Origin of the sequence: Sinorhizobium fredii, assembly GCF_002944405.1 — a bacterium.
GTDB lineage: Bacteria > Pseudomonadota > Alphaproteobacteria > Rhizobiales > Rhizobiaceae > Sinorhizobium > Sinorhizobium fredii_C.
Genome location: NZ_CP024307.1, coordinates 229,673 through 256,662 on the forward strand (window position 1 = coordinate 229,673; position 26,990 = coordinate 256,662).

Here is a 26,990-nt window from a genome sequence, read left to right on the forward strand (position 1 = left end):
TTCGGCTCCGGTGCTCGGCGTCAGATTTTCGCATCTGCCCCCTCAATGCATCTCCGCCGGCTGCTTGTAGCGCTCGTAATGCCCGGGAACGATCGTCTGGCGCTCGATCAGCCGGTGGACGCGCGGCGGCTGGTCGCCGCGGTGGAGCGCCGTCAGCTTGTCGCCGACGGCCGCGTCCGCCTGCGTGCGCCGCTGGTTGTGGCGGACATATTCGACCCAGGTCGGCACGTGATAGGTCTCGGTCCAGATGATCGGGTTTTCGAGGTCGCGCATCAGCGCCCAATGGCCAGCGCCGTCGCGGATGCGGATGCGCCGCCGCTCCGCCATGGTCGTCAGGAATTCGGGGATGTCCGGCTCGTCGATCTCATAGTCGATCATCACGACGATCGGTCCGCTGCGGGGTTTCAGGTCGAGAGCGAGCAGCGGTTCGTTGAAGCGGTTGAGCGGGTCGAGGTTCAGCGACGTGAACTCCGGCAGCGCGAAGCGCAGGCCGATGGCGATGCCGGTAAGCATCAGAAGACAGGAGCCGATCAGCGCATTCGCGGCGCCGTATTCTTCGGCGGCGACGCCCCAGAGCCAGCTGCCGGCGGCAATACCGCCGAAGGTCGTCGTCTGGTAGAGCGAGAGAGCCCGTCCTACCACCCAGCGCGGCGTCGAGAGCTGCACCGTGGTGTTGAACAGCGACAGCGCCAGCACCCAGCAGGCGCCTGAGACGGTGAGGGCGAGCGAGGTCAGCCATGCCTGCGGGCTGAGCGCAGTGACGATCGCGCTTGCGGCGAAGCCTGCGAAGGCCAGCCGCACGATCGCTTCGCTCGACAGGCGCTCCCGGAGGCGCGCGCTGAGCAACGCGCCGCCGATCGCCCCGAGGCCGAAGGCGCCAAGCATGATGCCGTAGGTGAGCGGTCCACCCTTGACGAGGTCGCGGGCGACAAGCGGCAGCAGCGCCAGGATCGCGCTTGCCGAAAGGCCGAAGGCGAAGCCGCGCAGGAGCACCTTGCCGATATTGGGCGACATCGCCACATAGCGCAGCCCGGCCGAAACCGCTCGGCCCAGCCGCTCGCGCGGCAAGGCGCTTTGTGGGATGCTCGGCCGCCAGCGGGAAATCGCGAACAGGATGGCGAAATAGCTCAGCGCGTTGACGGCGAAGGCCGCGGCCGCTCCGGCGGCGGCGACGACGGCGCCGCCGATCGCCGGGCCGACGCTGCGGGTGATGTTGAAGCCCATGCTGTTCAGCGCGACGGCCGCCGGCAGGTCGTCGCGCGGCACCATGTCGCCGACCGAAGCCTGCCAGGACGGGTTGTTGAGCGCCGTGCCGCAGCCGATCAGAAAGGTGAAGAGCAAGAGCAGCCACGGGGTGATCAGCCCGTAATAGGCAAAGACGGTCAAGAGCGCCGAAACGGCAAGCATGAAGGCCTGGGCGACCAACATGATCCGCCGCCGGTCGAAATTGTCGGCGAGCGCGCCGGAGACCAGCGAGAAGAGCATGATCGGCAGCGAGGTCGAGGCCTGCACCAGCGCCACCATGTTGACCGATTGGGAGATGGACGTCATCAGCCAGGCGGCACCTACCGCCTGAATGAGGCCGCCGAAATTGGAAGCGAGGCTGGCGATCCAGATGATCCTGAACGTGTCGTGCCGGAAGGGCGCCAGCGGCGATATGCGGTTCGTCACCTCGTGTCTCTCTCATTTGGCGATGATGCGGGGTGTGGTCTCGTTATAAACCTCGAAATGCGGCACGCCAGCCGCTTAAACTTGCCATTAGACGGGATTTGCCTCCTCTGCCGGCCGGGTCTGCCGCAAGCCTTGCAATTTCCGGCGATGCAGCGTATATGAGCGTCAAATTCTTGATCGGTAGATGAAGAGTGGGCCCGTCAGGACCCGCTCTTTTTTATTAGCCGGTCCGACGAGGAGATGATCGTTTGTCCGAACCGACAACGGCTGGAACTGAAAATGAACCGCGGCTGATCACCGAGACCGGCCTCGACCGGCGCATTGCCGACATCATCGAGCCCGTGCTGGTGCAGATGGGTTTCCGCCTTGTGCGCGTGCGCATGTCCGGTCAGAACGGCCTGACGCTGCAGATCATGACCGAGCGCAACGATGGCACCATGACCGTCGAGGATTGCGAGGACGTCTCCAAGGCCATTTCGCCGGTCCTCGATGTGGAAGATCCGATCGACAAGGCGTATCATCTCGAAGTGTCGTCGCCGGGCATCGATCGCCCGATGGTTCGCAAGTCCGATTTCTTCCGCTGGCAGGCCCATCTGATGAAGTGCGAGACTTCGATCATGGTCGACGGGCGCAAGCGCTTCCGCGGCAAGATCGTGTCGGTGGACGACGACGGTTTCCGCCTCGAGCGCGACCAGCCCGCCTATGGCGAAGAGGCCGTCGTCGCCATCCCGTTCACCGCCCTTTCGGAAGCACGGCTGATCCTGACCGACGATCTGATCCGCGACGCGCTAGCGGCCGACAAGAAGGCGAAGGCGGCGCGTGCCGCCAATGAGAATTTCGAAGACGAAGACAGAGATATCGAATGAGCCAGGGCGCGCTTGTGAGGCCCCTGTAACCAGACGGAGACAAGACATGGCAGTCAGTGCTAACCGGCTCGAGCTTCTGCAGATCGCGGACGCTGTGGCACGCGAAAAGGTGATCGACCGCGAGATCGTTCTGGCCGCGATGGCAGACGCGATCCAGAAGGCGGCCCGCTCGCGCTATGGTTCGGAAACGAACATCCGGGCGGACATCAATTCGAAGACCGGTGAAATCCGTCTCCAGCGTCTTCTCGAAGTCGTCGAGAAGGCCGAGGACTACTCGACGCAGATCCCGCTCGAGCTCGCCCGAGACCGCAACCCGGACGCCAAGCTCGGCGACTTCATCGCCGATCCGCTGCCGCCGATGGATTTCGGCCGCATCGCCGCGCAGTCCGCCAAGCAGGTGATCGTGCAGAAGGTTCGCGAGGCCGAGCGCGACCGCCAGTTCGAGGAGTTCAAGGACCGTGTCGGCGAGATCGTCAACGGCACCGTCAAGCGCGTCGAATACGGCAACGTCATCGTCGATCTCGGCCGCGGCGAGGGCATCATTCGCCGCGACGAGATGATCCCGCGCGAGAACATGCGCTACGGCGATCGCGTCCGTTCCTTCGTCTACGACGTGCGCCGCGAGCAGCGCGGTCCGCAGATCTTCCTGTCGCGCACCCATCCGCAGTTCATGGTCAAGCTCTTCACCATGGAAGTGCCGGAAATCTACGACGGCATCATCCAGATCAAGTCCGTCGCCCGCGACCCGGGCTCGCGCGCCAAGATCGCCGTCGTCTCCAACGATTCGTCGATCGACCCGGTCGGCGCCTGTGTCGGTATGCGCGGCTCGCGCGTCCAGGCGGTCGTCGGCGAACTCCAGGGCGAGAAGATCGACATCATCCCGTGGTCGCCCGATCCCGCCTCCTTCATCGTCAACGCCCTGCAGCCGGCCGAAGTGACCAAGGTCGTGCTCGACGAGGACGCGGAGCGCATCGAGGTCGTCGTGCCGGACGAGCAGCTGTCGCTGGCGATCGGCCGCCGCGGCCAGAACGTTCGCCTTGCCTCGCAGCTGACCGGCTGGGATATCGACATCCTCACCGAACAGGAGGAGAGCGAGCGCCGCCAGAAGGAATTCAACGAGCGCACCCAGCTGTTCATGGAAGCGCTGGACGTCGACGAGATGGTCGGCCAGGTGCTTGCCTCCGAGGGCTTCGCCCAGGTCGAGGAGCTTGCCTATGTCGAGCTCGACGAGATTTCCTCGATCGATGGTTTCGACGACGAAACCGCGACGGAAATCCAGACGCGCGCCCGCGAATATCTGGACAAGATCGAGGCCGAAATGGACGCCCGGCGCAAGGAGCTCGGCGTCTCGGACGACCTGCGTCAGATCGAGGGCCTGACCAGCCAGATGCTGGTCGCGCTCGGCGAGGAAGGCATCAAGACGATCGAGGACTTCGCCGGCTGCGCCGCCGACGACCTCGTCGGCTGGACGGAGCGCAAGGACGGCGAGACCAAGCGCTTCGAGGGCACCTTCTCCAAGCTCGACGTCAGCCGCGAAGAGGCCGAGGCGATGATCGTCCAGGCGCGTCTGGCGGCTGGCTGGATCACCGAGGAAGACCTCGCGAGCGATCAGGACGAGCCGATCGAAGTTGCCGAGGGTTCGGAGCAGGACGCCTGATCCAGGATGACAGCCGCCACCGAAATCCTGCTCTCGGAGATTCTGCCTTCAGACAAGGGCCCGAAGGACCGGAGCGGCAGCAGCCGGACCTGCATCGTCACGCGCGAGAGCGGATTGCCGGATGAACTGATCCGCTTCGTGGCCGGGCCGGACGGCCGCGTCGTGCCCGACCTGAAGCGGCAGCTTCCGGGGCGCGGTTGCTGGGTAAGGGCGGAGCGGCGCCTCGTCGAGAAGGCGGTGGCGAAGAAGCTCTTCGCCCGCGCTCTGCGTGCCGAGGTGAAGGCCGAGCCGGCATTGGCCGACGAGGTCGACAGGCTGCTCGCCGAGCAGCTTGCCGGAATGATGAACATGGCGCGCAAGGCCGGCCAGTTCGTCTCCGGCGCCACCAAGACCGAGCAGGCGGTGCGCGGACTCGCGGCGCTTGCAGTGTTCCATGCGACCGAAGCGGCCGCCGACGGTGTCCGCAAGATCGATCAGGCCCGCAAGGCGATGAGCTTCGTCGCCGAGGATGAAACGGAAATACCTGCGTTCCGCCCCTTTGCGGCGGCGGAAATGGAGGAGCTTTTGGGAAGTAATGCTTTTATCCATGCCGCAGCGCTTGCAGGGCAGGCGGGTGAGGGTGTAGTGAAGCGCGCAATCATGCTCGAAAAGTACCGAGGATCCGTCCCGGTCCGGGCCGAAGGCGGCGCTGATAAGCCACAGCAATGACACGCGTCACCGGCAGAGGCCGGCATCGCGAACGCTGCTTGAGACAAATTGGAAGACGGGGTCAGGTGTTACGCATCCGGCCCTGATCGCTAGGAACGGAACGGAATGACCGACAACAAAGACGACAAGACACTCAGCGTAGCGGGCAAGAAGACGCTGACCCTGAAGCCCGCCGGGGTGACGCAGGGGACTGTGCGCCAGGACATGGGCCGCGGTCGCTCGAAGGCGGTCGTGGTCGAAACCAAGAAGAAGTTCGGCCTGACGCGCCACAAGGACGAGCGTCCGATCACGCCGGTGAGCGCGACGCCCGTTGCGCGGCCGGCCGAGCCGCGCCCCGTTCAGCCGCACCCGGCTGGCCGCCCGGCCCCGCAGCCGCAGCCCCATCAGCCGCGCGCGGAGCAGAACCGTCCCCGGGTCGGCGTCGTGTTGAACGACCTCTCGGCCGGCGAGATGGAAGCCCGTCGTCGTGCGCTGGCTGAAGCCCAGGTGCGTGATGCCGAGGAAGCCAAGCGTCGCGCCGAAGAGGAAGTGCGTCGTCGCGCAGAAGAAGAAGCGCGCCTCGCCCGCGAAAAGGAAGAGGCCGCCCGACGCGCCGCCGAGGAAGCTGCTCGCCCGGCGGTCGTCGCCGAAAAGACCGATGAGGTCGCGGAGGAGCGCCCGGTCGCCGAGCGTCGCGCCGAGGCACCTCCTCAGCCCGTCCGCCCGGCGCCTGCCGCGCCTCAGGCGCCCGGTGCCCCCGGGGCAGCTCTTCGCGGTCGCCGGCCAAGCAGTGACGACGAGGATGAACGCCCGCGCAGCGGTGCCGGACCGGCCCGCGGCAAGGTCGTACGTCCCGAGCCGGCAAAGCCCGCTCCGCGCGCCAAGGGCGACGAGGGCCGTCGCCAGGGCAAGCTGACGCTGACCGCTGCCGTCGACGAGGACGGCGGCCAGCGCGGCCGTTCGCTTTCGGCGATGCGCCGCCGCCAGGAAAAGTTCCGGCGCAGCCAGATGCAGGAAACCCGCGAGAAGATTTCGCGCGAGGTCGTCCTGCCGGAGACCATCACGATTCAGGAGCTGTCGCAGCGCATGTCGGAGCGCGCCGTCGATGTCATCAAGTTCCTGATGAAGGAAGGCCAGATGATGAAGCCTGGCGACCTGATCGATGCGGATCTCGCCGAACTCATCGCCGGCGAATTCGGCCACACGGTGAAGCGGGTTTCCGAGTCGGACGTCGAGGAAGGCATCTTCAACGTTGCCGACCTGGATGAGACCATGATCTCCCGCCCGCCGATCGTGACGATCATGGGCCACGTCGACCACGGCAAGACGTCGCTGCTCGACGCGATCCGGCACGCCAATGTGGTCGCCGGTGAAGCGGGCGGCATCACCCAGCATATCGGCGCCTACCAGGTCGAACAGAACGGTCAGAAGATCACCTTCATCGACACCCCCGGCCACGCTGCCTTCACGGCGATGCGTGCCCGCGGCGCCCAGGCGACGGACATTGCCGTCCTCGTCGTCGCGGCCGATGACAGCGTGATGCCGCAGACGATCGAATCGATCAACCACGCCAAGGCGGCGGGCGTGCCGATCATCGTTGCGATCAACAAGATCGACAAGCCGACGGCGAACCCGCAGAAGGTTCGCACCGAGCTCCTGCAGCACGAGGTCTTCGTTGAATCGATGGGCGGTGAGGTGCTCGATGTCGAGGTCTCGGCGAAGAACCAGACCAATCTCGACAAGCTGCTCGAAGCGATCCTGCTGCAGGCGGAAATCCTCGACCTCAAGGCCAATCCGAACCGGACGGCTGAGGGTACGGTGGTGGAAGCCGAGCTCGACCGCGGCCGCGGTGCGGTTGCCACCGTCCTCGTACAGAAGGGCACGCTGACGCCTGGCCAGATCATCGTCGCCGGCGATCAGTGGGGCCGTGTACGTGCGCTCGTCAACGACAAGGGCGAACACGTCAAGGAAGCAGGTCCTTCGATGCCGGTCGAGGTCCTCGGCCTTTCCGGCACGCCGGCGGCCGGGGATAAGTTTGCCGTCGTCGAGAACGAGAGCCGTGCGCGCGAGATCTCCGAATATCGCCAGCGGCTTGCCCGCGAGAAGATGGTTGCCCGCCAGTCCGGCTCGCGCGGCTCGCTCGAGCAGATGATGAGCCAGCTCCAGGCTTCCGGCCTAAAGGAGTTCCCGCTGGTCATCAAGGGCGACGTGCAGGGCTCGATCGAGGCGATCGCCGGTGCTCTCGACAAGCTCGGAACCGACGAAGTACGGGCGCGCATCGTGCATTCCGGCGCCGGCGGCATCACCGAGTCGGATATCTCGCTCGCCGAGGCATCGAATGCCGCGATCATCGGCTTCAACGTCCGCGCCAACAAGCAGGCGCGCGATGCGGCCGAGCGGTCCGGTATCGAGATCCGCTACTACAACATCATCTACGATCTGGTGGATGACGTGAAGGCGGCGATGTCCGGCCTGCTCTCGCCCGAGCGGCGCGAGACCTTCCTCGGCAATGCGGAGATCCTGGAGGTGTTCAACATCACCAAGGTCGGCAAGGTCGCGGGCTGCCGCGTCACCGAGGGCAAGGTCGAGCGTGGCGTCGGTGTCCGTCTGGTGCGCGACAACGTCGTCATCCACGAAGGCAAGCTCAAGACGCTCAAGCGCTTCAAGGACGAGGTCTCCGAGGTCCAGTCCGGCCAGGAATGCGGCATGGCCTTCGAGAACTACGAAGACATCCGCGCCGGCGACACGATCGAGTGCTTCCGCGTCGAGCACATCACGCGGACGCTCTAAGTCGATCCGGCAACAGATTGTAGGGGCGCCGGATCATCTCCGGCGCTCCTGTTTTTTGCGGAACGAGACGAGATGCTGGCGAGATGCCGATCATGGCCGTCTCGTCTCTATTGAACCGATCGCGGCTCGAGTCCGGTCGATGTGACCGCAATCGCCGTGATCCAGGATAAGCACAATGACCAGATCCACATCCTCTGCTCCGTCCCAGCGCATGCTGCGCGTCGGCGAACAGGTGCGCGCCGCGATCACCCAGGTCCTGCAGCGCGGCGAAGTCCGCGACCCGCTGATCGAGAAGACGGTGATTTCGATTTCCGAAGTGCGTATGTCGCCCGATCTCAAGATAGCGACGGCCTATGTTACGCCGCTCGGTGTCGCCGATCATGCGGCGGTCATCGAGGCGCTCAACAAGCATGCGAAATTCATCCGAGGCCGGCTCGGGCCGCAGCTCAGGCAGATGAAATACATGCCGGACGTCCGCTTCAGGGACGACACCAGCTTCGACAACTACCAGAAGATCGACGCGCTGCTGCGCTCGCCGGAAGTCAGCCGCGACCTCGATCCCGACACCGACGACGAAGAATAGAAGATCCATGTCCAAGCCGCGCAAACCCAAGGGCCGCCCGATTTCGGGCTGGCTGATCCTCGACAAGCCGCTCGATTTCGGCTCCACCGAGGCTGTGTCCAAGATCAAGTGGCTGTTCAAGGCGCAGAAGGCCGGCCATGCCGGCACGCTCGATCCGCTGGCCTCCGGCATGCTGCCGATCGCGCTCGGCGATGCCACGAAGACCGTTCCCTATGTCATGGACGGCCGCAAGATCTACGAGTTCACCGTCGCCTGGGGCGAGGAACGCTCGACCGACGACCTCGAAGGGGATGTCGTCAGCTCGTCTTCCGAGCGTCCGAGCGAAGAGTCAATCCGTGCCCTGCTGCCGAAATATACCGGCGTGATCAGCCAGGTACCGCCGCAGTTTTCGGCGATCAAGATCGACGGCGAGCGCGCCTACGACCTTGCGCGGGACGGCGAAACCGTAGAAATCCCACCCCGCGAGGTGGAGGTTTTCCGCCTCTCGCTGATCGGCTCGACGCCGCATCTCGCCCATTTCGAGATCGAGTGCGGCAAGGGCACCTATGTCCGCTCGCTCGCCCGCGACATGGGCCGCGATCTCGGCTGCTTCGGCCACATCGCCTCCTTGCGCCGCACCTTCGTCGCGCCCTTCGGCGAGGAGGACATGGTCTCGCTCGCCGATCTCGTGGCGCTGGAAAAGATCGAGGACGATGCGGAACGACTTGCCGCGCTCGACGATTATCTGATCGACACCGGCGAGGCGCTTTCCGATCTGCCGCATGTGGCGGTAAGCGAGGATCAGGCGCACCGGTTGAGAATGGGCAACCCGATCATCCTGCGTGGTCGGGACGCGCCGTTGCCGGCTCCGGAGGCCTACGCAACAGCACGCGGCAAGCTCGTTGCGATCGGTGAAGTCGCCGAAGGTGAATTTCGACCGAAGCGTGTGTTCGCCAGCCATTGACCGGCAGCCGGTGCCCGGCCAACAATTGCGCCGCTTTGCGTGCGGCGTATAGGCGCGCAACGGGGTTGAGAAGCCCGGGCGAAAGGCGGTACGGATGCTCAAGGCGCCAGAGAAAAGCGAGAGCGAGGTCTCATCCGGCGGACTGCAAGCGGTCGCGGCCTTTGTTCGCACCTATCTTCGCAGGCCCTTCAGCTTCTATCTGCTTTCGCTGCTGCTAATCGCCATCATCCCTTCCTTCATCTTCTCCTTCGTGATCGTGAAGCGCAGCGTCGATGCGCAGGAGCAGGTCGTCACCTCGCTGCTGAGGGCCTCGACCGGCTCCGTTACCCGGATCGTCGAGCGCGAGGTCGAGGGCATGATGACCACGCTTCGGGTCCTGTCGACCTCTGGGGCGGTCGATCTTCGCGATCTGCGCGGTTTCTACCACCGCGCTTCGAGTGCTTTGGCGGGCACCCATTCCAATCTGATCGTCGTCGATAGCGATCACAATTTGCGGATGAGCACCGGCGTTCCCTTCGGGACGCTGTTGGGGCGGGGATCCGATCCGGACCTCGACCTGGCCCTGAAAAGCAGCGGACCGCTCGTTTCCGGCGCCTTCTTCGCGAACACCTCCAGGAGCTGGGTCTTCAACGTCTATCTGCCGATAAACGGGCCGGACGGCGAACGGTATCTGTTGGGCCTGACCCAGGATGCGGCTCGGATGGCCAAGGCGGTCAATCGGGACACGCTTTCACCGGGGTGGAATGCCGCGCTCGTCGACGGCAAAGGCAAGGTGATCGCCTCCTCCGATCCCGCGGCCCGTCCCGGGGAAGCGTTCTTTCTGGACAAGCTCCCTCAGATCAGCATCGGCGTCAGCGACATCAACGAGCATGGGGTGGATTACCGCGTCGTCTCGGAATTCTCGGTCATCACCGGCTGGCGCATCGTCGCCTGGGCTCCGCGGGAGGTAGTCGATGCGCCGATCCTGTGGTCGTTTCTCTGGCTGTCGCTCGGCGGCATCATTTTCGCCAGCATCGCCGTTGCCGGATCCCTGACCATCGCGCGGCTGTTGACACAGGGGGTCAAGCTCTTGGCGCTCGACGCACGGCGTCTCGGCGCCGGCGAAGTGATCGAGCCGCGCCGCTACGTCATTACCGAAGTCGAGGCCGTCTCGACAGCGCTTGCCCGCGCGGCGGCGGCCCGTACCAAGGCCGAGGTGGAAATCCGCCTCCTCATGCGCGAGGTCGCGCATCGCTCGAAGAACCAGCTGACTGTCATCCAGTCGATGCTTGCCCAATCCGCGGCGTCGAGCGAGGATACCGCGGAGTTCGTCGACGCGTTCCGCAAGCGGCTTGCTGGGCTTGCCCGCTCGACCGACCTGATGATCGCCAATGCGGCAATGGGTGTCGATTTCCGCGAGCTTGCCGAGGACCAGCTTCAGCCCTTTGCGCCGGACGATCCGGACCGCATCGTGCTTGCCGGGCCAAGTTTGCGGCTGGACACCCAAATGGCGCAGACGCTCGGCATGGTCCTTCACGAACTGGCGACCAATGCGATCAAGCATGGGGCGCTTGCCAATGCGACGGGCGCGGTCAAGCTCGAGTGGTCGGTGTCGCCCGGAACGATCACCATTCGCTGGCGCGAGAGCGGCGCGGATCTTGCCGAGCCGGGCCAGGCGCCCCGCCGGGGGTTCGGCTCGGTGGTGATCGAGCGCATGCTCGGCATCGCACTGCGCGCCGAACTCGACAGAAAGATGCATGCCGACGGCATCGAATGGCACATCCGCATCCCCCGCGGCGGCGAGCCCCGAGGCGGGGCGGACAGTTGATGCCGGTGCCTGCCGGCGTCAATGCTCGCGGCGGCTTGATGCGGAAGAAAAATGTGGCGCAGCGGGGTACCCGCAGCCGGCTCGATCACCCTTTCCTTTTGTGTCCGTTTCGGTTATAGCCACGCCAGCGAAAAGGCGCCGCCTCTTCGTGTGAACGGCCGCGGCTGGACGACATCCCGGCTGCCGGCGACCTCAAATCCTCGAAACGAAAGGATCAGCCGATGTCGATCACTGCAGAGCGCAAGGCTCAGCTCATCAAGGAATTCGCAACCGCCGAAGGCGATACCGGTTCTCCGGAAGTCCAGGTTGCGCTCCTGACGGAACGGATCAACAACCTGACCGAACACTTCAAGGACCACAAGAAGGACAACCATTCCCGCCGTGGTCTTCTCGCGATGGTTTCCAGCCGTCGTTCGCTCCTCGACTATCTGAAGAAGAAAGACGAAGCGCGCTACAGCAAGCTGATCGGTGCCCTGGGCATCCGTCGCTAATCGACTGTCCGGCGGGTCGCTCGGCGATCCGCCGGATTTTTTTGGGCGCTGAACCGCCCACTGCGGCCTTTGTGCGTCGAAAGGGATGCACGGCGCTGTAGAATTCTCTCTCCACGGGCGCCGTAGGCGCAGTCTGGAGATGTCCAGCGAGCCGGATGGGCCGGTATCGCGGATCAACCGATGGCCCGTCATGGGGCAGGATTGCAGGATGCTTCGGCGCCTGCTTGCCGAAGCGCTTCCATACGGGTGAGCGCGGCAAAGCGGTGAGCGGCCGGTACTGTTTGAAGCCTCCCGTTGTCTTGCCCGTGATGCGCCACACCAAGCGGCAACAAGATCGTCTGCGCTGCAACAGCCGCGGACGGTCTCCCGCACACGAAGGACAGAACATGTTCGAGACCCACAAGGTAGAAATCGAATGGGCTGGGCGTCCGCTCAAGCTCGAAACCGGCAAGATCGCCCGCCAGGCGGACGGCGCCGTTCTCGCCATCTACGGCGAAACCGTCGTCTTGGCCACGGTTGTTTCCGCCAAGGCGCCGAAGCCCGGTCAGGACTTCTTCCCGCTGACCGTCAACTACCAGGAAAAGACCTATGCCGCCGGCAAAATCCCCGGCGGTTACTTTAAGCGTGAAGGCCGTCCGAGCGAAAACGAGACGCTCGTCTCGCGCCTGATCGACCGTCCGATCCGCCCGCTCTTCCCGGAAGGCTACAAGAACGACACCCAGGTGATCGTCACGGTCATGCAGCATGACCTTGAAAACAACCCGGACGTTGTCTCGATGGTGGCCGCCTCTGCGGCGCTGACACTCTCCGGCATTCCCTTCATGGGCCCGATCGGCGGCGCCCGCGTCGGCTACATCAACGGCCAGTACGTGCTCAATCCCCACCTCGACGAGATGGAGGAATCGACGCTCGATCTCGTCGTCGCCGGCACCCAGGAAGCCGTGCTGATGGTCGAGTCCGAAGCCAAGGAGCTGCCGGAAGACGTCATGCTCGGCGCCGTGGTTTTCGGCCAGAAGGGCTTCCAGCCGGTCATCGACGCGATCATCAAGCTCGCCGAAGTGGCCGCCAAGGAGCCGCGCGAGTTCGAGCCGGAAGACCATTCCGCGCTTGAAAACGCCATGCTTTCAATCGCCGAGGACGAGCTGCGCAACGCCTACAAGATCACCGAGAAGGCCGCACGCTATGCCGCCGTCGACGCCGTCAAGGCCAAGGTGAAGGAGCACTTCCTGCCGGAAGGCATCGAGAACCCGGCCCACTCGGCCGAGGAAATCGCCTCTGTCTTCAAGCACCTGCAGGCCAAGATCGTCCGCTGGAACATCCTCGACACCCAGAGCCGCATCGATGGCCGCGACCTCGTCACGGTTCGCCCGATCGTCGCCGAAGTCGGCCTCCTGCCGCGTACCCACGGCTCGGCGATCTTCACCCGCGGTGAAACGCAGGCGATCGTCGTCGCCACGCTCGGCACCGGCGAAGACGAGCAGTATGTCGATTCCTTGACCGGCATGTACAAGGAAAATTTCATGCTGCACTACAACTTCCCGCCCTTCTCGGTCGGCGAGACGGGCCGCATGGGTTCTCCGGGCCGCCGCGAAATCGGCCACGGCAAGCTCGCCTGGCGCGCCATCCACCCGATGCTGCCGACGGCGGAGCAGTTCCCCTATACGCTGCGCGTCGTTTCCGAAATCACCGAGTCGAACGGCTCCTCCTCGATGGCAACCGTCTGCGGCACCTCGCTGGCACTGATGGATGCGGGCGTGCCGCTCGCCAAGCCGGTCGCCGGCATCGCCATGGGCCTGATCAAGGAAGATGACCGCTTCGCCGTTCTCTCCGACATTCTCGGTGACGAGGACCATCTCGGCGACATGGACTTCAAGGTGGCCGGTACCGAAGCCGGTATCACCTCGCTGCAGATGGACATCAAGATCGAGGGCATCACCGAAGAGATCATGGGCGTTGCGCTCAACCAGGCCAAGGGTGGCCGCCTGCACATTCTCGGCGAAATGGCCAAGGCCATTTCCGAGAGCCGCGGCCAGCTCGGGGAATTCGCGCCGCGCATCGAGGTGATGAACATTCCGGTCGACAAGATCCGCGAAGTCATCGGCTCGGGCGGCAAGGTCATCCGCGAAATCGTCGAGAAAACCGGCGCCAAGATCAACATCGAGGACGACGGCACCGTCAAGATCGCTTCGTCGTCGGGCAAGGAGATCGAGGCGGCGCGCAAGTGGATCCACTCGATCGTCGCCGAGCCGGAGGTCGGCCAGATCTATGAGGGCACGGTCGTCAAGACCGCCGATTTCGGCGCCTTCGTCAACTTCTTCGGCGCCCGTGACGGCCTCGTCCACATTTCGCAGCTCGCCTCCGAGCGCGTCGCCAAGACGACCGATGTCGTCAAGGAAGGCGACAAGGTCTGGGTCAAGCTGATGGGCTTTGACGAGCGCGGCAAGGTCCGCCTCTCCATGAAGGTCGTCGACCAGGCGACCGGCAAGGAGATCGTCGCCGAAAAGGGCGACAAGTCCGACAAGAAGGACGGCGGCGAAGCGGCCGAATAAGCCGGCTTCAGTTCAATCCAACTCGGGGCGCGGAGCAGATCGCTTCGCGCCCTTTCTCGTAAGCGCGGGACAAGACTCTCCCTGTGAGGCGGCCCGCACTCGACCGACAGATTTGCTAACGGAAACATCCATGAGCCGCGACGCGCTGAAAACCCTGTTCTATCCCTTCGAGACCGGCGTCATCGATCCGCCGGGGGAGGGCGAGCGCGTCCTGTTTCTCGGTGCGGAAGCGGGCTACAGGCTGCCGGAAGGCTTTGCCGCATCGATGCTGGCCGTCCAGCCGCTCAAATCCCTGTATCGCGCTCTGGAAGCTGCACGGGCCGAAGCGGCGCCGGTCGCCTCGGGCGAGGACTACGACGCAGCACTGGTGCTCTGCGGCAAGCACAAGGGCGAGAACGAGGACCGCATTGCCGAGGCGCTGAAACGCACCCGGGACGGCGCCCTCATCGTCGTCGCCGGCGGCAAGGAGGACGGTATCCAGCCGCTGCGCAAGAAGATCGACAAGTTCGGCTGGGAAGGCGATTCGATGCCGAAATATCACGGCGTCGCCTTCTGGTTCACGCGGCCGGAGGACGCCTCCGAGGCCGTGTCGAAGCTCGCCAAGGTCCCCGTGCGCGTCGACGGCCTGTTCGAGGCGGCGCCGGGCATGTTCTCGCACGACCGCGTCGATGCCGGCTCGGAACTGCTCGCCTCCCGCCTGCCGCGCGAGTTCAGCGGCCATGCTGCGGATTTCGGCGCCGGCTGGGGTTATCTCTCGGTAAAGCTTGCCGAGGCCTCGCCGGGCCTCAAGGGCATCGACCTGTTCGAGGCGGATCACAATTCCCTGGAGGCGGCGCGGGCCAACATGGCGGCGAACGCTTCGTCGACGCCGGCGCGCTTCTACTGGCACGATCTGACGAGCGAAGAAACACGCGACAAATACGACCTGATCGTCATGAACCCGCCCTTCCACGAGGGCCACGCGGCGGAGCCCGCTCTCGGCGCGGCGATGATCAAGGCAGCCGCCAAGGCCCTGAAGCAGGGTGGCCGGCTGATGCTGGTCGCCAATCGCGGCCTGCCTTATGAACAGGTCCTGGCGGAAGCCTTCAAGGAAAGCGGCGAAACCTGCCGGAATGCGCGCTTCAAGGTGCTTTGGGCGAAGCGCTGACGGCGCATTTGCCCGCGTCACCGCATCGGCAGGCGGGCTTCAAATCGACAGCTCGAGCGCCTTTTCCTTTTCGATATAGGCGCGCTGCTGGTCGGTGATGTAATCGCGCACGATCGGCGCCGCGTCGCGCGAGCGCGACAGCTGCATGTGGAAGACGAGCTGGCTGCCGGTGCGGAACATCATCTCTGCGCTGATCAGGTAGAACTCCCACATCCTTGCGAAGCGCTCGTCATACATGGCGATCACCTTGTCGCGATTTTCTTCGAAGCGCGCGCCCCAATGGGCAAGCGTCGTCGCGTAGTGAACGCGCAGGAATTCGAGGTCGCTCACCCACAGGCTGTTGCGCTCGACCACCTCGAAGACTTCCGACAAAGCGGGCGAATAGGCGCCCGGGAAGATGTACTTCCTGAGCCACGGGCTCGCCATGCCGGGCGGGCTCATATGGCCGATCGAATGCAGCACCGCGAGACCGTCGTCTCGCATCAGCGCGTTCAGCTTCTTGAAGAATTCGTCGTAGTGATGAACGCCGACATGCTCGAACATGCCGACCGAAACGATGCGGTCGAAGGGACCTTCGACATCGCGATAGTCCTTCAGCTCGAAACGCACCCGGTCGGCAAGGCCGGCGGCGCGAGCCCGCTCGGAGGCGAGCGCCTGCTGCTCCTTTGACAGTGTGACGCCGAGGACCTCGACATTCTCGAGCGCAGCGAGATAGAGCGCTAGGTCGCCCCAGCCGCAGCCGATGTCGAGCACTTTCATGCCGGGCTTCAGGCAGAGTTTCGCGGCGAGCAGCCTGAGCTTGTTGCGCTGTGCCGCCTCCAGCGTCTCGTCCGGCGCGCGGAAATAGGCGCAGGAATAGAGCATGTTCTCGTCGAGGAAGAGCTTGTAGAACGCGTTGCCGAGATCGTAGTGATGGGCGACGTTCTGCTGCGCCTTGCCCTTTGGGTTTGCCTGCTGGCGCTTGCGAAACCGCATCTTGATCGCCCGCAGCAGCTTCTGGATCGGGTAGGAGCCGAGCGACAGCCGGTTTATCGAGAAGAGGGTGAGGAAGTCTCGAAGCGTCGATCCCTCCTCGAAGCGCATCGTCCCGTCCATATAGGCCTCGCCGGCGGCGAGTTCGGCATTGAGGACGAGGCTGCGGTAGAGCCGCTTGTCGGTGAGTCGCATCGTGACGCTCGGCCCCGGCTCGCCCGAAAAGACGTGCCTTTTGCCGTCGGCATCGATCACGGTCAGCGTGCCCTTGCGGATGAAGGCTTTCATCATATGCGACAGTGGAAACATGCAATCCCTCGATCTCGTCCCGCCTACAGCGCCGCGCGTCCTTTCAGACGCGCAAAAGGACGCTGTACCGCTTTGAACCTATGCATCGTGCTTTCCGAAAATCGATCCCGATTTTCGCGCCGATGCACTACAGCGCCGCGCGTCTTATCAGACGCGCAAAGGTCGCTGTAGCACTTTGAATTGCTGCATGTCTTTGTCCTTAAATCGAGGTCGATTTAAGGAGACATGCAGTAGGCGGGCGGCAGTTGACCCTAAACAGCGCGCCTCCAAAATGCACGCTCAATTTTGCAGGTCTTGCTCACTCGCATCCTGAGTTGTGAGTCGCGACAAAAAAGGCGGCAGGTAACCCGCCGCCCCTGTTATACAGCGCTCTCAGGACGTGCCTCAGTCCTTGGCGCGCTCGACGTAGGAGCCGTCTTCCGTCGCGATGACGACGCGGGTGCCGGCCTGGATATGCGGCGGCACCGAGGTGCGGACGCCGTTAGAAAGCAGGGCCGGCTTATAGGAGGAAGACGCCGTCTGGCCCTTGACCACCGGTTCGGTCTCGGTGATCTCGAGGATGACGTGGCGCGGCAGGTCGATGGCGATCGCAATGCCCTCGTGGATCGACAGCATTACCGCCATGCCTTCCTGGAGGTAAGCCTTCAGGTCGCCGATGTCCTCGGCCGACATGACGAGCTGGTCATAGCTCTCCGGATTCATGAAATGGAAGCCTTCGGCATCTTCATAGAGGAAGGTGTGCTCGCGGTCCTCAACGAAAGCGCGCTCGACCTGTTCGGTGGTGCGGTAGCGCTCCGAGACCTTCACACCGTCGGAGATGCGGCGCATGTCGACCTGGGTGACCGGCGTGCCCTTGCCCGGATGGAAGTTCTGGGCGGTGAGCACGACATAGAGCTTGCCGTCGACGTCGAGAACGTTGCCCTTGCGGACCGAAGAAGCGATGACCTTGACCATTAGTCTTCCTTGTAACAGAGGTATCAGCGACACGCGCGGGCCGAAATCGGCCCGGAAGGAGCGAAAATTTTAGATTTCGCGCCGCCACTACCCTAATTCCACGCAAATAGCCAGCCTGAGCGGCATTCGCGCGGAAGAAAGCTTGGACCGAACCGATCATGCCGCATGCTTCTCCCTGGTGGACACCGGATGTCCACGCCGACCGGCGTCCCTTTCTGATCGGCCGCAACCGCATCCAGTCGGCACTCCGCCGCTTCTTTGGCGAGCGTGACTTCATGGACGTCGATACGGCAACGCTGCAGCTGTCGCCGGGCAACGAGGCGCATCTCCACGCCTTCGCAACTGAGGCGCTCGGGCCGGATGGATCGGTGCAGCCGCTCTATCTGCACACCTCGCCGGAGTTCGCCTGCAAGAAGCTGCTGGCCGCGGGCGAACGCCGCATCGCCTGCTTCGCCCATGTCTATCGCAACCGCGAGCGCGGCCCGTTGCACCATCCGGAATTCACCATGCTCGAATGGTACCGCGCCGAGGAGAGCTACGAGACGCTGATGCGCGATTGCGCCGAAGTCCTCGCGCTTGCCGCCGAGACGACGGGCACGCGGTCCTTCGCCTATCAGGGCCGCATTTGTGACCCGTTTCTCGAACCGGAGCGGCTTTCGGTCGCCGAGGCCTTCGCGCGTTTCGCCGGAATCGAGCTTCTCGCCTCGATCGCCGAGGACGGGACGACCGATCGCGAGGGGCTGGCGGCGGCCATGCGGAAGGCCGGCCTGCGGGTCGCCGATGACGACACCTGGGCCGACCTCTTCAGCCGTGTGCTCGTCGAAAAGATCGAGCCGAACCTCGGCTTCGGGCGGGCCACGATCCTGGACGAATACCCCGTCGCCGAGGCCGCGCTCGCCCGCCCGACGCCACGCGACCCTCGCGTTGCCGAGCGCTTCGAGCTCTATGCCTGCGGCGTCGAGCTGGCGAACGCTTTCGGCGAACTGACGGACGCCAAGGAACAGCGCCGCCGCTTCCGGCTCGAAATGGCGGAAAAGGCGCGGGTCTATGGCGAAACCTATCCGCTCGACGAGGACTTCCTGGCGGCGCTTGCCATTATGCCCGAGGCGAGCGGCATCGCGCTCGGCTTCGACCGTCTGGTGATGCTGGCGACCGGCGCCGCGCGCATCGATCAGGTGCTCTGGGCGCCGGTGGCGGAGGCCGGGGCATGACAGTACATCGTTCCCTCAGGACGGCGGGCCATCTCGTCGAAGCCGGCCTTGTCGACGCCTCGGCCGAGGAGGCGATTTCCCGCGTCGCCTCCCGCTACGCGATCGCCATCAGCCCCGCCGTTGCAGACCTTATCGACCGCGCCGATCCGCATGACCCGATCGCCAGGCAGTTCGTACCCGACACGGCGGAGCTGACTTCGACGCGGGAGGAACGCACCGACCCGATAGGCGACGGCGCCCACAGCCCCGTCGCGGGCATCGTCCACCGCTATCCGGACCGGGTGCTGCTCAAGGCCGTCCACGTCTGCCCGGTCTATTGCCGCTTCTGCTTCCGCCGCGAAATGGTCGGCCCGCAGGGGCTCGGCACGCTGACGCCCGCCGAACTCGACGCGGCGATCGCCTATATCGCCGAGCATCCGGAGATCTGGGAGGTGATCCTGACCGGTGGCGACCCGCTGGTGCTGTCGCCGCGGCGGCTTCAGGAGATCCTCGAGCGTCTCGGCGCGATCGAGCACGTCAAGGTCGTCCGCTTCCACACGCGCGTACCGGTCGTCGAGCCGCACCGCGTCGATGCGGATCTCATCGCGGCCCTCAAGTGCAGCGGCAAGGCGACCTATGTGGCGCTTCATGCCAATCATCCGCGCGAACTGACGGGCGAAGCGCGCGGCGCCGCGGCCCGGCTGATCGATGCTGGGATCGTCATGCTCAGCCAATCGGTGCTGCTGAAGGGCGTCAACGACGATCCGGACGTGCTTGCCGAACTGATGCGCGCCTTCGTCGAGACGCGGATCAAGCCCTATTACCTGCACCATCCGGACCTCGCGCCCGGCACCGGCCATTTCCGACTGACGATCGAAGAGGGCCAGGCGCTCGTCGCCTCGCTGCGCGGCCGCGTCTCGGGCCTCTGCCAGCCGACCTATATCCTTGATATCCCCGGCGGTTACGGCAAGGCCGTCATCAGCGCCAGCGCGATAGAGGCGGAAGGCGGCGGCTGCTACACCGTCACCGATTTCCGCGGGAATGAGCACATCTATCCGCCGCAAGGCTGAGGAGCCGCGGGCGGCGCTGCACTTTCGATAACCGGGACCGCGCCTCCCTCAAGCCGTCATCCTCGGGCTTGACCCGAGGATCCACACGCAAGGCGTTCCGAAAATCTCAGCTTGAGTGATTGGCAAATGGATCCTCGGGTCAAGCCCGAGGATGACGACCGTAGGGGAGGTGTGCGTCGCCGGAGAACCCGCGCGGCCCTCGCGAAATATCGAAAAGCTCTCAGCCCTGCTTGATCGGCGCGATCGAGATTTCGACGCGGCGGTTCTGGGCGCGGCCTGCCTCGCTGGCGTTCGACGCGATCGGCCGTTCCATGCCGTAGCCCATCGTCGAAATGCGACGCTGGTCGATGCCGCGGCTGCCGAGATAATTGGCGACCGAGGCGGCGCGGCGTTCGGAAAGGCCCTGGTTGTGGGAGGCGCTGCCGGTCGAATCGGTGTGGCCGTCGACGTCGATCAGCGTCTTGTTGAACTTGCGCAAGACGACCGCGACCGAATCGAGCGTCGGGTAGAAGGGCGGGATCACCTGGTCGCGGTCGGTCGCAAAGGTTATGTTCGACGGCATGTTGAGGATGATCCGGTCGCCCTGGCGCGTGACGGAGACGCCGGTGCCCTGCAACTGGGCGCGCAACTCCGATTCCTGCTGATCCATGTAGTTGCCGATCAGGCCGCCGCCGAGCGCACCGATGCCGGCGCCGACGAGTGCGGCGTCACGCCGTCCCGCCGCACTGCCGCCGACCAGGAGGCCGGTTGCGGCGCCGAGACCCGCACCGAGCAATGCGCCGCCGGCCGTGTTCGACATCTTCTGTTCTCCCGTATAGGGATCGGTGGTCGTGCATCCGGAAAGATAGATGGCCGCGACAGCCAGGATGGCGCATTTCTTGATCATCGAATCAATTGTCCCCATTGGTGCTAAAGCTGCTTCATACTATCGATTGCGGCAGGAAGATGAAGGGGCGCGGCGCTTTCCACACAGACCGGCAGCTGTAATGTTTCGGCACTGCAGCATTTCACCTTGCTTCGCCACATTGCCGTCCAGAGGGGACGATAACCGAAGCTTCACAGGCCCGCGCTACGGTGCCAATGCCGGGCCGAGACGCAGACGAGAGGGATATGAATGGCGATCGAGTTCGATGATACAGAGCGCAGCCTCAGCGATACGCTGACCGGGATGATCGCTTCGATCCGAGGCAATACGGTCACGCTGCGCGAACTGATGATCGAGATCGGCGAGCACGGTTTCCTGCTTCTCTGCGCACTGTTGACGCTGCCTTTCCTGATTCCGGTTTCTATCCCCGGGGTCAGCACCGTCTTCGGCGCGGCGATCATTCTCATTTCGCTGGCGATCACCCTCAATCGTCTGCCCTGGCTGCCGCGGCGCATTCTCGACCGGCAGATCGAGACCGAAAAACTCGTACCGACCCTGCAGAAGGGCGCGGCGCTGGTTTCGAAACTCGACCGCTATGTGCGCCCGAGGCTGCACTTCCTCACCCATGGCGCCGTCATGAACCGCTTCAACGGCCTGATGATAATGGCGGGCGGCGTGTTGCTGATGTTCCCGCTCGGGCTGATCCCGCTGTCGAACACGCTGCCGGGCATTGCCATCCTGCTTCTGTCGCTCGGCATCATCCAGCGCGACGGGCTGATGGTGGCCGGCGGCTACCTCTTCCTCGTCGCCACTACCATCTATTTCGCCGTGCTCGCCTATCTCGCCTTCGCCGCCGGCCAAGGGCTGTCGCAGTTCTTCGTGTCCTAGACGGCTGAGGCCGATCAGCCGGCGATGCCCTTCAGGACATTGGCGACGTTGAGGCCGATCTCCGGCACGCCGTAGCCGCCCTCCATGCAGACGACGACCGGCAGGCCGGCCTTCCGCAAGCGCGCGCCCATGCTAAGAAAATCTTCCGATTTCAGCTTGAAGAAGCTGATCGGGTCGCGCTCGAACGAATCGACGCCGAGCGAGAGCACGAGCGCCTCGGTCCCGAAACCGGCAATGCGCGCGAGCGCGTCATCCATCGCCGCTACCCAGGTCTCGAAGGTGGTGCCGCGCAGCATGGGATAGTTCCTTGTCGTGCCGAGTCCCGCTCCGGCCCCTTCCTCGTCGGCGAAGCCGAGGAAATGCGGGAAGGCATCGACCGGATCGCCGTGCAGCGAGGCGAAGAAGACGTCGCCGCGCTCGTAGAAGATATCCTGGGTACCGTTGCCGTGGTGGAAATCGACATCCAGGACGGCAACTTTTGCCGCGCCGCGGTCGCGCAGCCGCTGGGCGGCGCAGGCGGCATTGTTGATGAAGGAGTAGCCGCCGAAGAGATCGATCGCCGCATGATGGCCGGGCGGACGGCAGAGCGCGAAAGCGGCAGGGTTGCTGGCAGCGACGTGGTCCGCCGCCGAAATCGCGCAATCCATCGCGGCGCGCGCGGCGGCGAAAGTGCCTTCGGTGATCGCCGTCTCGGCGGCAAAGGAATAGTAGCCGAGGGCGCCGTCGATATCCTTCGGCGGATGCTGGCGCATGCGCCGCGCCGGAAAGCAGGCGGGGATAGCCTCGCCGCGGTAGCCGTCGGCGACCCAGCGCGGCCAGGCGGTTTCGAGGAACTCGAGGTAATCCGCCGAATGCAGCTTCAGCGCAGTCTCCATGCCATGCTGTTCGGGTGCGACCACGTCGGAGAAACCCGCTTCCTTGACGGCGGCGAGAATCCATTCGGCCCGAAATGGCGCCTCGAAGGGCGGTACGAGCTCGCCGCCATGCAGCTCTGTCTTCGCGTCTCGGAGCTTGTGATCTTCGGAGAAGTAAACGCGCATTCTGGGTGTCCTGATTTTAGGCAATGCTATTGGAATTTACCTTGATAGGTTCGGTCGGGGATGCGGGGCAATTCCGAGTTCCACTTAAGCCGCCAGATGCTTGTAGAAAAACGTCGTCGCGCAGTAGCGCCCGTCCGGCATCAGCGCATAGTCGGGAACGACGCCGGCCCGCAGCCAGCCGAAGCGCTCGTAGATCGCCTCCGCCGGCTCGCCGGTCGCGGTATCGAGCACCAGCACGCGCCGGCCACGCTTTTGCGCCTCGGCCTCGGCTTTGTCCATCAGCCGCCGAGCAAGACCCAGGCCGCGCGCGTCCTGATGCACCAGCAGTTTCTTGATGTCGGCGCGGTGCGGCTGGTTCGGCATCGTCGCGACCCCAAGCTGCACGGTGCCGACAGCGCGTCCGTCGAGCTCGGCAACAAGGAGCACCGTCTCTTGCCGGCCGACGGCGGCGGCGACCCCCTGCCAATAGGGCACCGCGTCTTCCGGTCCAAAGGGCTGCATGAAGCCCACCGAGGCGCCGCCCTCGACGCAGTCGGAGAGGATTTCGGCGAGCGTCGGCAGCGCGGCGCGGGTTTCTGCTTCGGTAAGCACGCGGATCGTTACGTCGGGCATGATTACACCTTGGTGCGGCAGAGGATCACGGCGTAGTGCGCCGGCTCGTCGTAGGGATTGTGGAAGATGTGCGCCTCTTCGAGGCCCATGAACAGGCAGTCGCCGGCCTCCAGCACCTGCGGTCCGCTCTCCATCGTCAGTTCCAGTCGCCCGGAGAAAAGCCAGAGGTGCTGGGTGATGCCGCGGTCGGCCGGCTGGCGTTCGAAGACGACGCGGGCTCCGGGCGGGAACTCGACCTCGACGATATCGACCGGCGAGCCGAGGCCCTCCGGCGACACCGAGCGGCGCAGATAGCCGCTTTCCGGATCGCGCCAGAGCCGCTGCTCCGCCCGCCGCGCGATCGGCGAGGGGTTGTCCGCGGCAGAGGCGAAAAGCGCCGAGAGCGTCGTGCCGAGGGCGCTGCACAGTTTTGCCAGTAGCTGTGCCGTCGGGCTCGCCTCGCCGCGTTCGACCCGGGAGATCATCGCCCGGCTGACGCCGGAGCGGATCGCCAATTCGTCGAGCGTCAGGGTCTGGAGCGTCCGCATCTCACGCACGCGCTCGCCGATCGTCCGTTCGAGGGAGTTGATTGCCTGTTCCATTATTTGAGATTGCATTTCTCATATAGTGGAGTCAAGCGGTCCGCGTTGGCCCAAAATAAATTTCTTCCATGCCGCTCCGGCGACAATGCGACAGGCCGCGCCGCGTTAGTTTGCGTCGGAGAAGCGGCTGCGAGAGGACAAGCACATGGGCAGCGATCGTTCGTCTCTCCTGTCGATTGCCAGCATCGTCACCTCGATGACCGCCGTCGCCATCGGCAATGGCATGATGCTTGCCTATGTTCCCTTCGTGCTGACGCGCTCCGCAGCACCGGAGTGGGTACCGGGCGCGGCGGTCACCGCAATCGCCTTCGGCGGCCTGATCGGCTGCGTGATGGCTGGTCCGCTGATCCGCCGCGTCGGCCATGCGCGGGCCTTTTCCTGTTCGATGGCGCTCGTCATCCTAGCAGCCGTGCTGATCAGCCTCGGCGTCCATCCCCTTCTCTGGATCTTCGCTCGCGCGCTCTACGGCGCAGCCGCCAACACCAACTTCATCATCACCCAGAGCTGGCTGAACCACGCGAGCGACAACCACTGGCGCGGCAAGGCCATGGCGCTTTTCTACATGGCCTATGTGATCGGGCTTGGGGCCGGCGCCTGGCTTTTCGGCCGCATCCCGGTCGACGGCAACATCGCACCGATCGTCACGATCTTCTTCACGGCGCTCGCCATATTGCCGATCGGCCTCACACGCCTGCCGACGCCGCCCGCGCCCGCCAAGGTCAGCATCGACATCGCCATGGCTTGGCGCAGCTCCCCCGTCGCCCTCATCGGCGTGCTCGCCTCCGGCGGCCTCTCGATGCTGGTGCAGGGCTTCACGCCGATCTATGCCGCCGCCAATGCGATGAGCCAAGAGGACGTGGCGACGCTGATGTTCGTCATGCAGTTCGGCCTGCTCCTCATCCAGTATCCGATGGGCTCGCTTTCCGACCGAATCGACCGCCGCATCGTTCTCATCGCCACCTGCGGCCTGATCGTGGCGGCGGGGCTCGCAGCGCTCGTCGTCTCCTTTGAAAGCCTTCCGCTGCTGATGCTCGTCTTCGCGCTCTTCGCCGGCGCCGTCGAGACGGTCTATTCGATCGCCAATGCCCATGCCAACGACCGCACCGATCCCGCCGATTACGTGCCGCTCGCCAGCACCATGCTGGTCGCCTGGTCGGCGGCGGCGACGCTGGTGCCGATGCTCGTGACGCTGCTAACGCCGGTCTTCGGCGCACAGCTGTTCATCCATGCGACGATCGCCGTCGCCGTCCTCTATGCGGCCTTCGTGCTCATCCGCCTGCGGCTGCGCGAGCGCGTGCCGCCGCAGCTCTGCGAGAGCTTCGAACTGAAGAGCGCGCAGGTGCCGAATGCGGGCGCGCTTGCCGAGGCGGAGGCGAGGGCGAAATAGCCGCGCCACGCCCGGATTTATAGTGAACGAAGCCTTCATTTCCCGCTTTGCGCCGCCTGATCGCGCTGCTATATGCGCCCCATGAGCACACCATCTTCCAAGACGCCCCTGTCGCATATCCGCAACTTCTCGATCGTGGCCCATATCGACCACGGCAAATCGACGCTGGCCGACCGGCTGATCCAGCTGACCGGCGGGCTTGCCGAGCGCGAGATGTCCGAGCAGGTGCTGGACAGCATGGATATCGAGCGCGAGCGCGGCATCACCATCAAGGCCCAGACGGTGCGCCTGCACTACAAGGCGAATGACGGCGACACCTATGTGCTGAACCTGATCGACACGCCCGGCCATGTCGACTTTGCCTACGAAGTCTCACGCTCGCTTTCGGCCTGCGAGGGCTCGCTGCTCGTCGTCGACGCCAGCCAGGGCGTTGAGGCCCAGACGCTCGCCAATGTCTACCAGGCGATCGACAACAATCACGAGCTCGTCACCGTGCTCAACAAGATCGACCTGCCGGCCGCCGAGCCCGACCGCATCAAGGAGCAGATCGAGGAGGTGATCGGCATCGACGCTTCCGACGCGGTGCTGATCTCGGCCAAGACCGGTCTCGGCATTCCGGATGTGCTCGAAGCGATCGTCCACAAGCTGCCGGCGCCGAAGAGCACGGGCGGGGAGAAGGCGCCGCTCAAGGCCTTGCTCGTCGACAGCTGGTACGACACCTATCTCGGCGTCATGGTTCTGGTGCGCATCATCGACGGCGTGCTGGTGAAGGGCCAGACGATCCGGATGATGGGGACCGGCGCCAAATACACGATCGAGCGCGTCGGCGTGCTGACGCCGAAGATGGTGGCGATGGATTCGCTCGGCCCCGGCGAGATCGGCTTCATCACCGCCTCGATCAAGGAAGTGGCTGACACCCGCGTCGGCGATACGATCACCGACGACAGGCGCCCGACGGAGACGGCGCTGCCCGGCTTCAAGCCGGCGCAGCCGGTGGTCTTCTGCGGCCTCTTCCCAGTCGACGCGGCCGACTTCGAGGAATTGCGCAGCGCCATGGGCAAGCTCCGCCTCAACGACGCGTCGTTCTCCTTCGAGATGGAATCCTCCGCGGCTCTGGGATTCGGCTTCCGCTGCGGCTTCCTCGGGCTGCTGCATCTAGAAATCATCCAGGAGCGCCTGTCGCGCGAGTTCGACCTCGACCTGATCGCCACTGCCCCGTCGGTCGTCTATCAGCTCACCATGACCGACGGCACCGAGAAGGAACTGCACAACCCGGCCGACATGCCGGACGTCGTCAAGATCACCGAATTCCGCGAGCCGTGGATCCGCGCGACGATCATGACGCCCGACGAATATCTCGGCGGCATCCTAAAACTCTGCCAGGATCGGCGCGGCATCCAGATCGAACTCACCTATGTCGGCAGCCGGGCGATGCTGACCTACGACCTGCCGCTCAACGAAGTCGTCTTCGACTTCTACGACCGGCTGAAATCGATCTCCAAGGGCTATGCCTCCTTCGACTATCACCTCTCGGACTACCGCGAGAGCGACCTCGTCAAGATGTCGATCCTCGTCAACGCCGAGCCGGTCGACGCGCTGTCGATGCTGGTCCACCGCTCGGCGGCGGAAAAGCGCGGCCGCGTCATGTGCGAGAAGTTAAAGGACCTGATCCCGCAGCACATGTTCCAGATCCCGATCCAGGCGGCGATCGGCGGCCGCATCATCGCCCGCGAGACGGTCAGGGCGCTGCGCAAGGACGTGACCGCCAAGTGCTACGGCGGCGACGCCACCCGCAAGCGCAAGCTTCTGGAAAAGCAGAAGGAAGGCAAGAAGCGCATGCGCCAGTTCGGCAAGGTGGAGATCCCGCAGGAGGCGTTCATCGCGGCGTTGAAGATGGGCGATGAGTGATTGTTCCATGAGTTTGCTGCGAT

Annotated in this window: 22 protein-coding genes; 15 read left to right on the forward strand and 7 right to left on the reverse strand. The window is 64.5% G+C overall.

The window, feature by feature from the left end; translation table 11 throughout:
- Positions 1-42 precede the first annotated feature (42 nt).
- Complete coding sequence (locus NXT3_RS01075) at positions 43-1,671, reverse strand: MFS transporter (protein WP_037422427.1); 1,629 nt, start codon at positions 1,669-1,671, stop codon at positions 43-45.
- 248 nt (positions 1,672-1,919) lie between these two features.
- Between NXT3_RS01075 and rimP the strand changes: the two genes are divergently transcribed.
- The 10 genes from rimP to NXT3_RS01130 all read left to right on the forward strand — a co-directional run bounded on the left by rimP (position 1,920) and on the right by NXT3_RS01130 (position 15,191).
- On the forward strand, positions 1,920-2,537 hold the full coding sequence (gene rimP / locus NXT3_RS01085) for a ribosome maturation factor RimP (protein WP_104838665.1): 618 nt from the start codon (positions 1,920-1,922) through the stop codon (positions 2,535-2,537).
- A 46-nt stretch (positions 2,538-2,583) separates the two neighbouring features.
- Positions 2,584-4,194: a transcription termination factor NusA gene (gene nusA, locus NXT3_RS01090; protein WP_037422421.1), complete on the forward strand. Its 1,611-nt coding sequence runs from the start codon at positions 2,584-2,586 to the stop codon at positions 4,192-4,194.
- 6 nt (positions 4,195-4,200) lie between these two features.
- Complete coding sequence (locus NXT3_RS01095; RefSeq protein WP_097525452.1) at positions 4,201-4,902, forward strand: RNA-binding protein; 702 nt, start codon at positions 4,201-4,203, stop codon at positions 4,900-4,902.
- A 105-nt stretch (positions 4,903-5,007) separates the two neighbouring features.
- Positions 5,008-7,671, forward strand: a complete 2,664-nt coding sequence (gene infB, locus NXT3_RS01100) for a translation initiation factor IF-2 (protein ID WP_037422407.1) — start codon at positions 5,008-5,010, stop codon at positions 7,669-7,671.
- 175 nt (positions 7,672-7,846) lie between these two features.
- Positions 7,847-8,254: a 30S ribosome-binding factor RbfA gene (gene rbfA / locus NXT3_RS01105; protein ID WP_037422404.1), complete on the forward strand. Its 408-nt coding sequence runs from the start codon at positions 7,847-7,849 to the stop codon at positions 8,252-8,254.
- 7 nt (positions 8,255-8,261) lie between these two features.
- The gene (gene truB / locus NXT3_RS01110; protein WP_037422401.1) at positions 8,262-9,197 is read left to right on the forward strand and encodes a tRNA pseudouridine(55) synthase TruB; all 936 of its coding nucleotides are present in this window, start codon (positions 8,262-8,264) and stop codon (positions 9,195-9,197) included.
- Positions 9,198-9,291: 94 nt separating this feature from the next.
- Positions 9,292-11,004 carry a sensor histidine kinase gene (locus tag NXT3_RS01115; protein WP_097537665.1) on the forward strand — a complete coding sequence of 571 codons (1,713 nt, stop codon included), beginning with the start codon at positions 9,292-9,294 and terminating at the stop codon, positions 11,002-11,004.
- 221 nt (positions 11,005-11,225) lie between these two features.
- Entirely contained in the window at positions 11,226-11,495 is a 270-nt protein-coding gene (rpsO, locus tag NXT3_RS01120; RefSeq protein WP_104838666.1) for a 30S ribosomal protein S15, read from the forward strand.
- A gap of 386 nt (positions 11,496-11,881) precedes the next feature.
- Positions 11,882-14,044 carry a polyribonucleotide nucleotidyltransferase gene (gene pnp, locus NXT3_RS01125; protein WP_037422393.1) on the forward strand — a complete coding sequence of 721 codons (2,163 nt, stop codon included), beginning with the start codon at positions 11,882-11,884 and terminating at the stop codon, positions 14,042-14,044.
- A gap of 130 nt (positions 14,045-14,174) precedes the next feature.
- On the forward strand, positions 14,175-15,191 hold the full coding sequence (locus tag NXT3_RS01130) for a class I SAM-dependent methyltransferase (protein WP_097525455.1): 1,017 nt from the start codon (positions 14,175-14,177) through the stop codon (positions 15,189-15,191).
- Between the two features lie 39 nt (positions 15,192-15,230).
- On the opposite strand, the gene cfa1 is transcribed toward NXT3_RS01130, so the two are convergent.
- Together cfa1 and efp are read right to left on the reverse strand one after the other, a co-directional pair.
- A complete protein-coding gene (gene cfa1 / locus NXT3_RS01135) occupies positions 15,231-16,472 on the reverse strand; it encodes a cyclopropane-fatty-acyl-phospholipid synthase (protein ID WP_037422389.1) in 1,242 nt (413 codons plus the stop codon).
- Positions 16,473-16,856: 384 nt separating this feature from the next.
- A complete protein-coding gene (gene efp, locus NXT3_RS01140) occupies positions 16,857-17,426 on the reverse strand; it encodes an elongation factor P (protein ID WP_037377751.1) in 570 nt (189 codons plus the stop codon).
- Positions 17,427-17,584: 158 nt separating this feature from the next.
- Here efp and epmA point away from each other — a divergent pair, with 158 nt between their 5' ends.
- On the forward strand, positions 17,585-18,637 hold the full coding sequence (epmA, locus tag NXT3_RS01145; RefSeq protein WP_097525456.1) for an EF-P lysine aminoacylase EpmA: 1,053 nt from the start codon (positions 17,585-17,587) through the stop codon (positions 18,635-18,637).
- A complete protein-coding gene (locus NXT3_RS01150) occupies positions 18,634-19,686 on the forward strand; it encodes a lysine-2,3-aminomutase-like protein (protein WP_104838667.1) in 1,053 nt (350 codons plus the stop codon). Before epmA ends, NXT3_RS01150 begins: the two co-directional genes overlap by 4 nt.
- Before the next feature lie 220 nt (positions 19,687-19,906).
- On the opposite strand, the gene NXT3_RS01155 is transcribed toward NXT3_RS01150, so the two are convergent.
- On the reverse strand, positions 19,907-20,572 hold the full coding sequence (locus NXT3_RS01155; protein WP_037422450.1) for a YiaD family glycine zipper/OmpA-like lipoprotein: 666 nt from the start codon (positions 20,570-20,572) through the stop codon (positions 19,907-19,909).
- Positions 20,573-20,800: 228 nt separating this feature from the next.
- Here NXT3_RS01155 and NXT3_RS01160 point away from each other — a divergent pair, with 228 nt between their 5' ends.
- Positions 20,801-21,439 (forward strand): exopolysaccharide biosynthesis protein, encoded by a 639-nt coding sequence (locus tag NXT3_RS01160; RefSeq protein WP_037422385.1) that lies wholly within the window; start codon positions 20,801-20,803, stop codon positions 21,437-21,439.
- Positions 21,440-21,453: 14 nt separating this feature from the next.
- Here NXT3_RS01160 and NXT3_RS01165 read toward each other — a convergent pair whose 3' ends face one another.
- From NXT3_RS01165 to NXT3_RS01175, 3 genes are all read right to left on the reverse strand, one after another.
- Positions 21,454-22,479 (reverse strand): histone deacetylase family protein, encoded by a 1,026-nt coding sequence (locus tag NXT3_RS01165; protein WP_104838668.1) that lies wholly within the window; start codon positions 22,477-22,479, stop codon positions 21,454-21,456.
- An 84-nt stretch (positions 22,480-22,563) separates the two neighbouring features.
- Positions 22,564-23,091 (reverse strand): GNAT family N-acetyltransferase, encoded by a 528-nt coding sequence (locus tag NXT3_RS01170; protein WP_097525459.1) that lies wholly within the window; start codon positions 23,089-23,091, stop codon positions 22,564-22,566.
- A 2-nt stretch (positions 23,092-23,093) separates the two neighbouring features.
- Positions 23,094-23,672: a helix-turn-helix domain-containing protein gene (locus NXT3_RS01175; RefSeq protein ID WP_172900182.1), complete on the reverse strand. Its 579-nt coding sequence runs from the start codon at positions 23,670-23,672 to the stop codon at positions 23,094-23,096.
- Positions 23,673-23,817: 145 nt separating this feature from the next.
- On the opposite strand from NXT3_RS01175, the gene NXT3_RS01180 reads away from it, so the two are divergent.
- Both NXT3_RS01180 and lepA read left to right on the forward strand, forming a co-directional pair.
- A complete protein-coding gene (locus NXT3_RS01180; RefSeq protein ID WP_097537673.1) occupies positions 23,818-25,059 on the forward strand; it encodes an MFS transporter in 1,242 nt (413 codons plus the stop codon).
- A gap of 72 nt (positions 25,060-25,131) precedes the next feature.
- On the forward strand, positions 25,132-26,967 hold the full coding sequence (gene lepA / locus NXT3_RS01185) for a translation elongation factor 4 (RefSeq protein WP_037422371.1): 1,836 nt from the start codon (positions 25,132-25,134) through the stop codon (positions 26,965-26,967).
- The last annotated feature ends 23 nt before the right edge of the window (positions 26,968-26,990 follow it).

Coding starts and splice junctions, on each gene's coding strand:
- nusA (WP_037422421.1), top strand. CDS start 2,584: ATGGCAGTCAGTGCTAACCGGCTCGAGCTTCTGCAGATCGCGGACGCT.
- NXT3_RS01095 (WP_097525452.1), top strand. CDS start 4,201: ATGACAGCCGCCACCGAAATCCTGCTCTCGGAGATTCTGCCTTCAGAC.
- infB (WP_037422407.1), top strand. CDS start 5,008: ATGACCGACAACAAAGACGACAAGACACTCAGCGTAGCGGGCAAGAAG.
- rbfA (WP_037422404.1), top strand. CDS start 7,847: ATGACCAGATCCACATCCTCTGCTCCGTCCCAGCGCATGCTGCGCGTC.
- truB (WP_037422401.1), top strand. CDS start 8,262: ATGTCCAAGCCGCGCAAACCCAAGGGCCGCCCGATTTCGGGCTGGCTG.
- NXT3_RS01115 (WP_097537665.1), top strand. CDS start 9,292: ATGCTCAAGGCGCCAGAGAAAAGCGAGAGCGAGGTCTCATCCGGCGGA.
- rpsO (WP_104838666.1), top strand. CDS start 11,226: ATGTCGATCACTGCAGAGCGCAAGGCTCAGCTCATCAAGGAATTCGCA.
- pnp (WP_037422393.1), top strand. CDS start 11,882: ATGTTCGAGACCCACAAGGTAGAAATCGAATGGGCTGGGCGTCCGCTC.
- NXT3_RS01130 (WP_097525455.1), top strand. CDS start 14,175: ATGAGCCGCGACGCGCTGAAAACCCTGTTCTATCCCTTCGAGACCGGC.
- cfa1 (WP_037422389.1), bottom strand. CDS start 16,472: ATGTTTCCACTGTCGCATATGATGAAAGCCTTCATCCGCAAGGGCACG.
- efp (WP_037377751.1), bottom strand. CDS start 17,426: ATGGTCAAGGTCATCGCTTCTTCGGTCCGCAAGGGCAACGTTCTCGAC.
- epmA (WP_097525456.1), top strand. CDS start 17,585: ATGCCGCATGCTTCTCCCTGGTGGACACCGGATGTCCACGCCGACCGG.
- NXT3_RS01150 (WP_104838667.1), top strand. CDS start 18,634: ATGACAGTACATCGTTCCCTCAGGACGGCGGGCCATCTCGTCGAAGCC.
- NXT3_RS01155 (WP_037422450.1), bottom strand. CDS start 20,572: ATGATCAAGAAATGCGCCATCCTGGCTGTCGCGGCCATCTATCTTTCC.
- NXT3_RS01160 (WP_037422385.1), top strand. CDS start 20,801: ATGGCGATCGAGTTCGATGATACAGAGCGCAGCCTCAGCGATACGCTG.
- NXT3_RS01165 (WP_104838668.1), bottom strand. CDS start 22,479: ATGCGCGTTTACTTCTCCGAAGATCACAAGCTCCGAGACGCGAAGACA.
- NXT3_RS01170 (WP_097525459.1), bottom strand. CDS start 23,091: ATGCCCGACGTAACGATCCGCGTGCTTACCGAAGCAGAAACCCGCGCC.
- NXT3_RS01175 (WP_172900182.1), bottom strand. CDS start 23,672: ATGGAACAGGCAATCAACTCCCTCGAACGGACGATCGGCGAGCGCGTG.
- NXT3_RS01180 (WP_097537673.1), top strand. CDS start 23,818: ATGGGCAGCGATCGTTCGTCTCTCCTGTCGATTGCCAGCATCGTCACC.
- lepA (WP_037422371.1), top strand. CDS start 25,132: ATGCGCCCCATGAGCACACCATCTTCCAAGACGCCCCTGTCGCATATC.